The organism is Sphingomonas flavida (assembly GCF_036663655.1).
Lineage (GTDB): Bacteria > Pseudomonadota > Alphaproteobacteria > Sphingomonadales > Sphingomonadaceae > Sphingomonas.
Genome location: NZ_JAXOJH010000010.1, coordinates 15,025 through 27,135, shown reverse-complemented (window position 1 = coordinate 27,135; position 12,111 = coordinate 15,025). Strand labels below are relative to the sequence as shown.

Annotated in this window: 12 protein-coding genes and 1 pseudogene; 4 read left to right on the top strand and 9 right to left on the bottom strand. The window is 69.9% G+C overall.

All coding sequences use genetic code 11. The annotated features are described in order from the left end of the window. Positions 1 to 68 precede the first annotated feature (68 nt). From U1703_RS12185 to U1703_RS12155, 7 genes and pseudogenes are all read right to left on the bottom strand, one after another. Positions 69 to 1,135, bottom strand: a pseudogene (locus U1703_RS12185) (carbohydrate porin). A 261-nt stretch (positions 1,136 to 1,396) separates the two neighbouring features. After that, positions 1,397 to 1,543: a hypothetical protein gene (locus U1703_RS12180; protein WP_320453540.1), complete on the bottom strand. Its 147-nt coding sequence runs from the start codon at positions 1,541 to 1,543 to the stop codon at positions 1,397 to 1,399. Positions 1,544 to 1,832: 289 nt separating this feature from the next. Then, positions 1,833 to 3,092 carry a NupC/NupG family nucleoside CNT transporter gene (locus U1703_RS12175; protein ID WP_320453539.1) on the bottom strand — a complete coding sequence of 420 codons (1,260 nt, stop codon included), beginning with the start codon at positions 3,090 to 3,092 and terminating at the stop codon, positions 1,833 to 1,835. 149 nt (positions 3,093 to 3,241) lie between these two features. After that, complete coding sequence (locus tag U1703_RS12170) at positions 3,242 to 3,865, bottom strand: MarC family protein (RefSeq protein WP_320453538.1); 624 nt, start codon at positions 3,863 to 3,865, stop codon at positions 3,242 to 3,244. A 4-nt stretch (positions 3,866 to 3,869) separates the two neighbouring features. After that, complete coding sequence (folD, locus tag U1703_RS12165; RefSeq protein ID WP_332785915.1) at positions 3,870 to 4,751, bottom strand: bifunctional methylenetetrahydrofolate dehydrogenase/methenyltetrahydrofolate cyclohydrolase FolD; 882 nt, start codon at positions 4,749 to 4,751, stop codon at positions 3,870 to 3,872. After that, positions 4,748 to 5,050 (bottom strand): DUF167 domain-containing protein, encoded by a 303-nt coding sequence (locus U1703_RS12160; RefSeq protein ID WP_332785914.1) that lies wholly within the window; start codon positions 5,048 to 5,050, stop codon positions 4,748 to 4,750. The genes folD and U1703_RS12160 overlap by 4 nt, the downstream gene beginning before the upstream one ends. Continuing rightward, entirely contained in the window at positions 5,050 to 5,361 is a 312-nt protein-coding gene (locus tag U1703_RS12155) for a YggT family protein (protein ID WP_056438920.1), read from the bottom strand. Before U1703_RS12155 ends, U1703_RS12160 begins: the two co-directional genes overlap by 1 nt. A gap of 157 nt (positions 5,362 to 5,518) precedes the next feature. On the opposite strand from U1703_RS12155, the gene U1703_RS12150 reads away from it, so the two are divergent. Further along, positions 5,519 to 7,327 carry an AsmA family protein gene (locus U1703_RS12150; protein WP_332785913.1) on the top strand — a complete coding sequence of 603 codons (1,809 nt, stop codon included), beginning with the start codon at positions 5,519 to 5,521 and terminating at the stop codon, positions 7,325 to 7,327. A gap of 89 nt (positions 7,328 to 7,416) precedes the next feature. On the opposite strand, the gene U1703_RS12145 is transcribed toward U1703_RS12150, so the two are convergent. Together U1703_RS12145 and tsaD are read right to left on the bottom strand one after the other, a co-directional pair. Beyond that, positions 7,417 to 8,394, bottom strand: coding sequence for an NAD(P)H-dependent glycerol-3-phosphate dehydrogenase (locus U1703_RS12145; protein ID WP_332785912.1), 978 nt, complete (start codon positions 8,392 to 8,394; stop codon positions 7,417 to 7,419). Further along, positions 8,391 to 9,416 (bottom strand): tRNA (adenosine(37)-N6)-threonylcarbamoyltransferase complex transferase subunit TsaD, encoded by a 1,026-nt coding sequence (gene tsaD, locus U1703_RS12140; RefSeq protein WP_320453533.1) that lies wholly within the window; start codon positions 9,414 to 9,416, stop codon positions 8,391 to 8,393. The genes U1703_RS12145 and tsaD overlap by 4 nt, the downstream gene beginning before the upstream one ends. Before the next feature lie 66 nt (positions 9,417 to 9,482). Here tsaD and hemC point away from each other — a divergent pair, with 66 nt between their 5' ends. From hemC to U1703_RS12125, 3 genes are read left to right on the top strand one after another with little or no spacing between them, the layout of a single operon-like run. Next, complete coding sequence (gene hemC / locus U1703_RS12135; protein WP_320453532.1) at positions 9,483 to 10,394, top strand: hydroxymethylbilane synthase; 912 nt, start codon at positions 9,483 to 9,485, stop codon at positions 10,392 to 10,394. Between the two features lie 5 nt (positions 10,395 to 10,399). Further along, positions 10,400 to 11,083: a uroporphyrinogen-III synthase gene (locus U1703_RS12130; RefSeq protein WP_332785911.1), complete on the top strand. Its 684-nt coding sequence runs from the start codon at positions 10,400 to 10,402 to the stop codon at positions 11,081 to 11,083. Beyond that, positions 11,080 to 12,039, top strand: a complete 960-nt coding sequence (locus U1703_RS12125; protein WP_332785910.1) for a hypothetical protein — start codon at positions 11,080 to 11,082, stop codon at positions 12,037 to 12,039. Before U1703_RS12130 ends, U1703_RS12125 begins: the two co-directional genes overlap by 4 nt. The last annotated feature ends 72 nt before the right edge of the window (positions 12,040 to 12,111 follow it).

The following is a 12,111-nucleotide window of genomic DNA, read 5'->3' as shown; positions in this document are numbered from 1 at the left end:
ACGAGGTTGCCCCACCACCACCGATTAGCGGCGGTCCCCCTCCCCAAGTGAACTTGGGGAGGAGTAGGCTAGAATGCCCCGTGCACCCGCAGTGCGAGTATCTCGGCGGGCCCACGATCGCGATTGTACCCCGGATTTTCCACGAACTGCGCGTCCAGAGTCACCGCGAGCGCCCGGGTCAGCCCGACATCGTAATAGGCCTCGGCAATCTCCTCCGCCCCCGCATTGGGGAGCTTGCCGTCGCCGACCAGCACGCCCAGGCCCCCGCCGCCAGATAGCGGCGATGCTCGGCCGAAATGCCGTTGGCGATCAGCGCCAGCCCGATCCGATCCTGCGCGCGGCCCCAGTTCCTGCCGTTCAACGACGCGCCCAACTGGGCGGTCCGGTCGATATCGGTGAAGTCATAGGGCTCGATCGACCCGTCGCTGACCCCGATCCGCGCGAACAGGCCCAGCGTATCGGTCAGCGCCTGGTCCATGTTCATATAGCCGCCGACCCGCGTCATCCGCCGCCGGGTGAAGGACGGATCGACCGCCCCCCCATTGGCGGCGGCATAGGCCAGCGCCTCGTCGAAGCGGCTGAAATTGCCCCGGTTGCGGAAGAAGCCGACACGCACCGATCCGGGCCGCCCGGCAAGGCTGTGGCGATGCTCGACCTCGGCGTCGAGCTGATACTGGCCGAAACCATGTTCCAGCCGTTCGCCATTGGGTACGGTGGACAGGTTGAACAGGCCGGTGCGGAGCGTCCAGTCGCCGCGATAGAGTTCGGCCGCCAGCCCGGTGGTATAGCCCCAGGCATCGGCGGCATAATCGAAGCTGCCGGTATCGACCGCCGACCAGTTCAGGAAATCGCCGCGCGGGTCATGCGCATAAGGATTGGTGTCGAACATGTCGCCGACGCCGAACTTGCCGATGGTCAGGACGACGCGATCGACCGCACGCGACCCGCCAAGCTGGTTGGCGACGCCCGCCACCGCCTCGCGCCCGCCGCCCAGCCCGATGGTCTGGCGGAAGAATGCGCGTTGCAGCCGGAAATAGGGTTCGGCCTTGCCGACCTTATAGGCCTCCGCGCTCGGAAAGCCCGCGACACCCAGCGTGTTGGACAGGCCGAAGCCCTGGTCGATTTCCGGATTCACCCACAGTTCGCCGCCGTTCCACGGCCGCGCGCCGATGAAGGCGGTGACGTCGGTGGTCTCCCTCACCTGGCGCGGGGTCAGGCTGTTCGGGCCGATATAGGGCGAGGCAAAGCCGCCCACCCCTTGCGCGACGAGGGTGGCCTGGCCGTGGATCGCGAAATCCTCAGGCTGGGTGTCCTGTGCGAAGGCGGCACGCGCGACGAGGAACAGGCCGCACACAGCGGCCCGCGAAACGATACGGATCATGACGCTATTCCCGGATCAGGCCGACGGGCGGGTGCGGCGCATCGCCTGCGGCCGGGTGGACGCGACCAGGCGCAGCAATCGTGCGCGTTCACGGGGAACGCTCGCCATGACGGTGGCGAGGGAATGGGCGCGGACATGCGCGCGGAACAGGGTACGGGTCATGGCAGACCTCCTTCGGGTTCGTGTGGTCGAGCCCGGCGGAAGGTCGGCGAGGAACGGCGTTAGCGGGCCGACATCGTCGACCCCGTCAGGCCCGTCAGACGGTCGGCAAGAACATGGACGCCGAAGCGTCTACTGTCCTCGTCGCCGGACAAGGGACTAGATCGGGGCATTATGATCCTGTGTAGTGAGTCGGCCACGAGCGCGGCCGACAGGGCGCCCATAGCGCGCTTGTGATGGGGATCAACCCCGGAAAACTCTATTCCTCGCCCTTGCAGGGGAGGAAAGAGGCTTAACCGATGAGCAGGCCCGCCAGCGCCGCCGACATCAGGTTGGCGAGGCTGCCCGCGATCAGCGCGCGGATGCCCAGGCGGGCGATCGTCGGGCGCTGGTTCGGGGCGAGACTTCCCGTCACCGCCATCTGGATCGCGATCGACGAGAAATTGGCAAAGCCGCACAGTGCGAAGGTGACGACCGCGACGGTGCGCGGCGACAACTGCCCGGCCTGCTTGCCAAGGTCGATATAGGCGACGAACTCGTTGAGCACGATCTTCTCGCCGAACAGGCCGCCCGCGATCCCCGCCTCGTTCCACGGCACGTTGAGCAGCGCCATGATCGGCTGGAACACATAGCCCAGCAGCGCTTGGAAGCTGAGGCCGGATATGCCGACCAGATTGCCCAGACCACCCAGCAGGCCGTTGGCGAGCGCCACCAGCGCGACGAAGGCCAGCACCATCGCGCCGACCGCGACGGCCAGCTTCACGCCGGTCTGCGCACCCTGCGCCGCCGCCATGATGATGTTGGCGGGCTTTTCCTCGTCGTGCGTGGCCTCGGCCAGCGCGATCCGCTCGTCCTCGATCACGTCGCCCAGCGGCAACTGGCCCGCGGGCGGCTCCATCCGGTCGGGCATGATGATCTTGGCCATCAGGATGCCGCCGGGTGCCGCCATGAAGCTGGCCGCCAGCAGATATTCGATCGAGATCCCCATCGAGGCATAGGCCGCCAGGATCGTGCCCGCCACGCCCGCCATGCCGCTGGTCATCACGGTAAACAGCTGCGCCGGGGTCAGCCCCGCCAGATAGGGGCGGATGACGAGCGGCGATTCGGACTGGCCGACAAAGACGTTGGCCGCCGCGCAGAGCGATTCGACCTTCGATACGCCGATCACCTTCTCGATCGCGCCGCCCAGCCAGCGCACGACCAGCTGCATGATGCCCAGATAATAGAGGATCGAGACGAGGGCGGCGAAGAAGATGATCACGGGCAGCGCCTGGATCGCGAAGTTGCGGCCCAGCGGATCGGATGCCAGCGCGCCGAACAGGAACTTGGTCCCCTCATTCGCATAGCCGAGAAGGCCCGCGACCCCGCCCGACAGCCATTGCAGCACCCGCTTGCCCCAGGGGACATAGAGGACGAGGACCGCGATCCCCGCCTGGAGTGCGAACGCCGCGCCGACGACGCGCAGGCGGATCGCCCGCCGATCGGTCGACAGGGCGACCGCGATCGCCAGAATGACCAGAATACCCGCGATACCGATGGCAAAACGATTCATGCGCGCTGCTTAACTATCCCGCTTGGGGCTGAGACCATGACGCGGCCCCCCGGCTGCGCGAAGAACGATCATACGCATGGAGCGGCACGACCGCCATAGTTTTGATCGGAGGGCGGTTTATGCCGCCATGCGCCGCAGGCGGGGTGGCGTCAGCGCAGGCTGACCGTCACCCCGTCGATCACGAACTGCACCGCCAGCGCGGCGAGTAGCACGCCCAGCACGCGGGTGATCACCGCCTCGATCTTGGCGCCCAGCAACCGCATCAGCGGCCCCGCCGCCAGTAGCGCGACGAGCGTCAGCAGCAGGATCGACACCATCGCCGCCAGCACCACGATCGAGGCCTGGAGCCCCGAATTGCGGCTCATCAGCAGCATGACGGTCGCGATCGAGCCCGGGCCCGCGATCATCGGCATCGCCATCGGAAAGATCGACACGTCCTCCGCCTCGTGCGGATCGTCGGCGACCTTGGCCGCACGGTCCTCGCGCCGTTGGGTGCGCTTCTCGAACACCATTTCCAGCGCGATCAGGAACAGCATGATACCGCCCGCGATGCGGAACGCCGCCATCTCGATGCCCAGGCCGTGGAGCAGCGCCTCGCCGAACAGGGCGAAGACGAACAGGATGACCGAGGCGACCATGACCGCGCGGATCGCCATCGCCCGGCGATGCTGCGGCGTCGCCCCTGCGGAAAGGCCCGCATAGATCGGTGCGCAGCCCGGCGGATCGATCACCACGAAGAAGGTGATCAGCGAGGAAATGAAGAGTTCGAGCACGACCTTACAGCGCCGTCTGGTCGATCGCGACGCCCTCGCGCCGTCCGGCCGAGACCAGCGTGTTGCGCAGCAGGACCGCAATCGTCATCGGCCCGACGCCACCCGGTACCGGGGTGATCGCCCCGGCCCGCTGCGCCGCCGTGTCATATTCGACGTCGCCGACCAGGCCCGTCTCGGTACGGTTGATGCCGACATCGATGACGCTCGCGCCCGGCTTGATCCACTCGCCCTTCACCAGCCCCGGCACGCCGACCGCCGCCACGACGATATCGGCGCGGCCGACCACTTCGGCCAGGTTGCGGGTGCGGCTGTGCGCGACCGTCACGGTGCAGCTTTCGCCGAGCAGCAGTTGCGCCATCGGCTTGCCGACGATGTTGGAGCGGCCGACGACGACCGCATCCATGCCCGACAGGCTGGGATGGATGCTCTTGAGCAGCATCAGGCAGCCGAGCGGTGTGCAAGGCACGAAACCCTCGCTGCCCGTCGCCAGCCGCCCGGCATTGACCGGGTGGAAGCCGTCGACATCCTTGTCGGGGTCGATCGCCTGGATCACCGCCTGCGCGTCGATCTGGCCCGGCAAGGGCAGCTGGACGAGGATGCCGTCGACGGCCGGATCCTGGTTGAGCTGTTCGACCAGCGCCAGGAGCGTCGCCTGGTCGGTATCGACGGGCAGGCGATGCTCGATGCTCTCCATGCCCGCCTCGCGCGTCGCCTTGCCCTTGGAGCGGACATAGACGCTGGAGGCCGGATCCTCGCCGACCAGCACGACCGCCAGGCCCGGCGCGCGGCCTGCCTGTTCGCGGAAGGTCGCAACCTGGGTGGCGATGCGGGTGCGGAGGGCGGCGGCAAACGCCTTGCCGTCAATGATCGTGGCGCTGGTAGTCATGGCTGACCGCCATAAAGCGCCTGCGCGATACGCGCCAGTGTATGCGGGTCCCCCGCGACGTGCAGCCGCTTCAATCGCGCGGTTTCGCCCGCGACAATGCTGACGGCGCGCTTGGGCACCCCGAAATGCTTCGCGACCAGCGGGATCAGCGCCGCATTGGCCGCGCCGTCGACCGGCGGGGCCGACAGGCGCGCGGCGAAATGATCGTCCGTGCCCGCGCTCAGCGCATCGCGCCCACCACGCGGCGTGACCCGGACCGCGATCCGGATCCCGTCATCGCAGGGGCTCCATGCGGGCATCAGCCGACGACGACCGCGCCCCCGTACATCGCATTGGCGATGGCGGTATCCAGGATCTTGCCCAGGATGATCACCGCCAGCAGCACGACCATCGGCGACAGGTCGAGCGCGCCGAAATCGGGCAGGATGCGCCGGATCGGGCGATAGAGCGGATCGGTCATCTTCTGCAGCGCATACCAGACCGACCGGATGAAGTCGTTCGAGGTGTTGATGACGTTGAACGCGATCAGCCAGGACAGGATCGCCTGCACGATGATGATCCACCAGACGACGTTGAGCAGAATCTGTAGAATCTGAAGGATGAGGACCAACGCAGGGAGCTCCCATTTGCAATTCGGCCATATCTAGGGCGCGGGGAGCCCGGGGGCAACAATCGTGCGCGGTGGTCCTGACGCAGGCGGAACGAAGTTCCGATTCGCGCGTCGGACGGGGATGACACGGGAGAGGGGATGGCCGCGCCGGACGCGGGTGTTGGTCGGGTTGCTGGTTGGGCTCCCCTTGCTGTTCCTGTTGATCCTGGCGGTGTTTCCCTGGGGTATGCTGCGCGGCGCGGTGTGTCGCGCCGCGACCGAGCGGTTCGGACGACCGGTGACGATCGGCTCGGTCCACCGCGTCGACGGCATCGGCTTTCACCCCACCATCGCGGTCGAGGCGCTGAAAATCCCGCAGGCCGGATGGGCCGGACGGGGCGATTTCGCGGCGGTGGAGCGGGCCGAGATCCGCTTCTCGGTCTGGCCGCTATTGCGCGGGGCGTTCGTGCCCGAAGACATCCGGGTGTCGGGCCTGCGGCTGGCGCTGGTCCGCGACAAGCAGGGCCACACCAACTGGTCGCGCCCCGGCGAACCCGAAGAAGGTGGCAGCGCGACCGATCTGCAAGGACTGACCGTCACCGATGGCGTGGTCCGCTACCGCGACGCCAAGGAGGATCGTGAGGCGATCCTGAAGGTCGCCGCCGACCCGGATCGCGGCGTCCGCGCCGAGGGGGAGGGCCGGGTGCGCGGTGCGCCGGTGCGGATCGCCTTCACCGGTGCGGCGGTGAAGCCCGGCCCCTGGCCCTTCACCGCCAACATCACCGGCGATCAGCTGGCCATGAAGGCCGTCGGCACGATGGACCGTCCGCTCGACACCGATGCGATGTCGCTGGACCTCTCCGCAAAGGCGGACGACCTGAAGCGGATCGACGCGGTGATCGAGGCCGGGCTGTTCCAGACCCGCGCCGTCCAGTTGACCGCGCATGTCCGCCACGAACGCCTGCGCTGGACGATCACCGACCTGAAGGGTCGGATCGGCCGCTCCGACCTGACCGGACGGCTGACCGTCGACAAGAAGGGCGGACGCACGCTGCTGGATGGCGACGTGGCGGCCGGGCAGCTCGATTTCGACGACCTGTCCTCCGCGCAAGGTCGCGCCGAGGCCGCCGCGCTCGAACGCCGGATCGGGCCGCGCCTGGTGCCCAACACACGGATCGATATCGGCAAGATCGACACCACCGACGGTACGATCCGGTTCAAGGCGGGCCGGGTGGTCAGCGCGCAGGGTGCCTCGCCGATCACCGGCCTGTCAGGGCGGATGACGATGGATCATCAGCGGCTGACCATCAGCGACATTCGCCTGGCACTGCGCGAAGGCGTGGTGACGGGACAGGCGGTGGTCGACCAGAGCGGTGGGGCGAAGATGCCGCGCCTGTCGGTCGACCTGCGCCTGCGTGGAGCGAGCGTGTTGTCGCTGTCGGGCGAGACGCGGATCACCGGCCGGGTCGCGGCACGCGCAGTGCTGGCGGGCATGGGCGAGACGGTGCGCGCAGCGATCGGGCGGGCGGACGGGCGGATCGGACTGGTCGTCGCCAACGGGACGCTGCCCGATCGTTATGCGACCGCGCTGGGCTTCGACGCCGGTGCGGCCTTCATGGGCGATGGCGGCCAGGCGAGCCTGCGCTGTCTGGTCCTGGGCGTTGCGATGACGAACGGCACGGGACGCGTCGCGCCGCTGATCGTCGATACCTCGCGCAGTCGGCTGGACGGGACGGGGACGGTGCACTTTCCCGACGAGCGGCTGGCCCTGCGCCTGACCGGTGCGCCGAAACAGGGCGCGACGCTCCGGCTGGCAGGGGCGGCAACGGTGGGGGGCACGCTGCAGCAACCCGATCTGGTGATTCCGAAAGAGGTGAAGTCGGTCGGCAACATCTTCAAGTCGATCGGCCGGGCGATCACCGGTGACACCGGGCCGAAGGCGCAGAATGCGGCGTGCGGGGCGCTGGCGCGGCAGGTGTTGCGGTAACGCCTCGATGCTCCATTCGGCCTATTTCCCCGCGCGGTTCAGGCTGACCCTACCCTCCGCTCAGGCGGAACGGAGGGTGGGAGTGGGGGTCATTTACCCTCAGCTTTAAGCGGCCGGGCCAATAGCGCCCCGATCACCTCGCCGACGCCCGCGCCTTCGAGCAACCGGCACACCGCCTCGCACACCGGCATGTCGACCCCGGCCTCCGCCGCCGCCTGGCGCAGGACGGGCGCGGTAAACGCCCCCTCCGCCACGGTCCGCCGGTCGGCCAGCAGTTCGGCGGCGGATCGCCCCTGCCCCAGGCCGACGCCCAGCGAGAAATTGCGCGAGGCGGTCGACGAACAGGTCAGCACCAGATCGCCCAGGCCCGACAGTCCCGCCAGCGTCTCGGCCCGCCCCCCGCGCGCCAGCCCGAACCGTGTCATCTCGGCAAAGCCCCGCGCGATCAGGGCGGCGCGGGCATTCTGACCCAGCCCGGCACCCTCCACGACGCCGCAACCGATGGCCAGGACATTCTTGATCGCCCCGCCAATCTCCGCACCCGTGACGTCGTCGGTGGCATAGGGCCGGAAATGCGGCGCCGCGATCCGCTGCGACAGGGCTTCGCGCAAACCCGCTTCCTCGCACGCCAGCGTCACCGCCGTCGGCAGGCCCGCCGCCACCTCATGCGCGAAGGTCGGGCCGGACAGGACCGCGATCGGCGCATCGGGGTGGATCGCCCGCGCGACCTCGCCGACCAGCCGCCGGGTGCCCGCCTCTATCCCTTTTGAACACAGGACCAGCGGCCTGGACCCGACCGGCATCGTCGCCAACACCGCGCCCACCGCCTGCGCGGGCGTCACGACCAGCAGCGCGTCCATGTCCGCCATCGCCGCCGGATCGCTGACCGCCTCGATGCCGGGCGAGAGCGCGATGTTCGGCAGATAGAGCGGGTTGGTGCGGGTCGTGTTGATCGCCTCGGCCACCGCCGGATCGCGCGCCCAGAGGCGCACCGGACGGCCTCCATGCGCCGCCACCTGCGCCAGCGCGGTGCCCCAGGCCCCCGCCCCGATCACCCCGATCCTCATGCCTTCACCCCGGCGCCGCGCACCGCTTCGGCCGCCGGATCGAGCGGCCAGCGCGCGCGGGCGGGCGTGTCGAGCGGATCGGTCAGCCCCGCACGGAACCGCTCCACCCCCGCCCAGGCGATCATCGCGGCATTGTCTGTGCACAGCCAGAGCGGCGGCGCGACGAAGCGAAGCCCATGCTCGGCGGCAAGTCCTTCCAGTGCGCCGCGGATCACGCCGTTCGCCGCGACCCCGCCCGCGACGACCAAAGCCGTCACCGGCGGCACCTCGGCCAGCGCCCGTCGGGTGCGGTCGATCAGGCAGTCGACCACCGCCTGCTGGAACGAGGCGGCGATATCCTCCGGCCGGTGATGCCCGACCGCGCGCGCCACCGCCGACTTCAACCCGGCGAACGAGAAATGCGGCTCGGCCGAGCCCTTTAGCGGGCGGGGCAACGGCACCGCATAAGCGTTACCCTCCCGCGCCGCCGCCTCGACGCGCGGTCCGCCGGGATAACCCAGCCCGAGCAGCTTGGCGGTCTTGTCAAACGCCTCTCCCGCCGCATCGTCGATCGTCGTCGCCATCCGCCGATAACGCCCGACTCCTTCGACCAGCAGCAGCTGGCAATGCCCGCCCGATACCAGCAGCAGCAGATAGGGATAGGCCAGCTCGCGGTCCGACAGGCGCGGCGACAGGGCATGGCCCTCCAGATGGTTGACCGCGATCAGCGGCTTGCCCGCCGCATGGGCCAGCGCCTTGCCGGTGACCAGCCCGACCATCACCCCGCCGATCAGCCCCGGCCCCGCCGTCGCCGCGATCGCGTCGACATCGGACAAGCGCACGCCCGCATCGGCAAAGGCGGCGGCGACCAGCGGCTCCATCGCCTCGACATGCGCGCGCGCGGCGATTTCGGGGACGACGCCGCCGAACGGGGCATGCGCCGCCTCCTGCCCGAGCAGCCGGTGCGCCAGCACGCGGCCGTCATCGGTGACCAGCGCGGCGGCGGTCTCGTCGCACGAGGATTCCAGTCCCAAGATCAGCATGAACCATCCCATACCCGCCCGTTGCCAACTTGTCGAAGGGGGGCGTGTTGCGGCAAAGGCATGTCCATGGTTCGTTTTCGGCTCGGTACGCGCGGTTCGCCGCTGGCCCTCACCCAGGCGCAGATGGTGCGCGCGGCGCTGGCGCAGGCGCAGGGGTGGAGCGAGGACGCGGTCGAGATCGTGCCGATCAAGACCACCGGCGACCGGGTGCAGGATCGTGCCCTGGCCGAGATCGGCGGCAAGGCACTGTGGACCAAGGAACTGGACCGCGCGCTGTACGACCGCGAGATCGACGCCGCGGTCCATTCGATGAAGGATGTCGAGACGATCCGTCCCGACTGGCTGCACATCGCCGCCATGCTGCCCCGCGCCGATGTCCGCGACCGGCTGATCGGCGCGGAAACCATCGCCGAGCTGCGCCCCGGCGCGGTGATCGGGACCAGCAGCCCGCGTCGCCGTGCACAGATGCTGTCGCATCGACCCGACCTGACCATCACCCTGTTGCGCGGCAATGTCGACACCCGCCTGGCCGCCGTGGCGAATGGCGATATCGACGCGACGCTGCTCGCCGCCGCCGGGCTGGACCGGCTGGGGCGCGAGGTCGGTCACGCGGTGCCGACCGACCAGATGCTGCCCGCCCCTGCGCAAGGCGCGGTCGGGATCGAGACGCGGGCGGACGATGCCGCCGCCACGATGCTGGTCGCCTCGATCGACCATGCCGAGACCCATGCCTGCGTCATGGCCGAGCGCGCGCTGCTCGCCGCGCTGGCCGCCGATTGCCACAGCCCGGTGGCGGCGCTCGCCTCGCTCTCGGGCGAGATGCTGACGCTGCGCGGCGAATTGCTGGCCGAGGACGGGTCGTCGCGGGTCAGCGGTTGGGTCGAGGGCGCGCTCGACGAGGAACTGGGCCCGCGCCTTGCCGTCGACCTGCTCGAACGCGCCGCACCCGAAGTGCGTCGCCTGTTCGCCGGGGGCTGACCCGCATGGCCGTCGTCGTCGTACGGCCCGCCCCCGGTCACGGCGCGACGATGGCCGCGCTGCATGCGGCGGGACTGACGGCGCGGTGGATTCCCCTGTTCGAGGCCCGAGCGGTCGAATGGACGCCGCCCGATCCGGATATGGTCGACGCGCTCCTCCTGACCAGCGCGCAAGCCGTGCGGCTGGCCGGGCCGGGACTGGATGACCTGCGGCACAAGCCGGTGGTCGCGGTCGGCCCCGCCACCGCGGCGACGGCGCGCGCGGCGGGGTTGTCGGTCGTGCTGACCGGCACGCGCGATGCCGCCGCCGTGGTCGCCGAGGCGAAGGCGGCGGGATTGACCCGCCTGTTGCATCTGGCGGGGCGCGACCGGGTGGAGACGGGCGCGATGGTGCGGACCGTCTATGCCGCCGACCCCTGCGCCATCCCCCCCGAGATCATCGGCACACTGGCGGGCGAAACCGTCCTGCTCCACTCCGCCCGCGCCGCACAGCGCCTGGCCATGCTGCTCGACGAAGCGGGGCTCGCGCGCAGCATGGTGACCCTCGTCGCGATCAGCGCCAAGGTCGCCCAGACGGCGGGCGCGGGCTGGGCCGATGTCGTGGTGGCCGACGGACCGCGCGACGACGCGGTGGTGGCGGCCGCGCGGGCGTTGACCCGGACAGCCGCCACGGGGATAAGCAGCGCATGAACGATTTCGCGCCGATCGACCGACCGCCCCCGCGCGGCGCCCGTACGGGCGCCATCATCGCGCTGTTTCTGATCGCCTTTGTCGCAGGGTGCCTGCTGATGGCCTATGCGATGCGCAACATATCCTGGTTCGGCGGCACGGCGGCCACCACGCGCCAGGTCGCGACCACCAAGCCCGGCACCGGCACCACCCCGGCAAGCGACGCGGCGCGCACCTCCGCCGATCCGGTCGCACTCGCCAGCCGCGAGGCGACGCTGGCCGCGCAGTTGGCCGTGCTCGAGACGCGGGCTGCCACGCTCGCCACCGACACCGCGACGGCGGGGGCGCAGGCGGGCCGCGCCGAATCGATCCTGGTCGCCGCCGCCGCGCGCCGCGCGGTCGATCGCGGCCAGCCGCTCGGCTATCTGGAGGAGCAGTTGCGTATCCGGTTCGGCACGACCGCGCCCAGCGCCGTGTCGGTCCTGATCGCGACGTCGCGCCAGCCGGTCACGATCGAGGCGCTGCGCCAGGGGCTGGACGATCTGGCGCCCGATCTGGTGGTCAACGGCAATGACGGCTGGTGGGAAGGGCTTCGGCAGGAGCTGGGCCGCCTGATCGTCATTCGCGAGGCCAGCGCGCCCTCGACCAACCCCGTCGAGCGGCTGGCACGGGTTCGCCGCCTGCTCGACGGCGGCCAAGTCGATGCGGCGCGGGCCGAGGTCGCGCGCCTGCCCGGTGCCGATGGCGCGCGTGCCTGGCAACATGCCGCGCAGCGTTACCTGCTGGCGCGCCGCGCGCTCGACGTGATCGAGAATGCCGCGCTGGTCTCCGCCGCCACGCCGTCGCCCGCGCAAGCCCCGACCCAGCCCCCGGCACAGGTCGCCCCGCCCATCGTGACGACACCGATGGCGGACGCGCCGCCCGTACCCGACGCCGCGACGACGCAGGCCGCTCCCCAGGGCACGCCGACGATCTGAAGCCGACTTTCATTCGTGTCTTCTTTCCCTCTCCCCTGGACAAGGGCGAGGGAAGGCAAAGCGATCATGAAC

What these genes read in the sequence shown, in the direction of transcription:
- U1703_RS12180 (WP_320453540.1), bottom strand. Translation starts at nt 1,543, where the DNA reads ATGACCCGTACCCTGTTCCGCGCGCATGTCCGCGCCCATTCCCTCGCC.
- U1703_RS12175 (WP_320453539.1), bottom strand. Translation starts at nt 3,092, where the DNA reads ATGAATCGTTTTGCCATCGGTATCGCGGGTATTCTGGTCATTCTGGCG.
- folD (WP_332785915.1), bottom strand. Translation starts at nt 4,751, where the DNA reads ATGACTACCAGCGCCACGATCATTGACGGCAAGGCGTTTGCCGCCGCC.
- U1703_RS12160 (WP_332785914.1), bottom strand. Translation starts at nt 5,050, where the DNA reads ATGCCCGCATGGAGCCCCTGCGATGACGGGATCCGGATCGCGGTCCGG.
- U1703_RS12145 (WP_332785912.1), bottom strand. Translation starts at nt 8,394, where the DNA reads ATGAGGATCGGGGTGATCGGGGCGGGGGCCTGGGGCACCGCGCTGGCG.
- tsaD (WP_320453533.1), bottom strand. Translation starts at nt 9,416, where the DNA reads ATGCTGATCTTGGGACTGGAATCCTCGTGCGACGAGACCGCCGCCGCG.
- hemC (WP_320453532.1), top strand. Translation starts at nt 9,483, where the DNA reads ATGGTTCGTTTTCGGCTCGGTACGCGCGGTTCGCCGCTGGCCCTCACC.
- U1703_RS12130 (WP_332785911.1), top strand. Translation starts at nt 10,400, where the DNA reads ATGGCCGTCGTCGTCGTACGGCCCGCCCCCGGTCACGGCGCGACGATG.
- U1703_RS12125 (WP_332785910.1), top strand. Translation starts at nt 11,080, where the DNA reads ATGAACGATTTCGCGCCGATCGACCGACCGCCCCCGCGCGGCGCCCGT.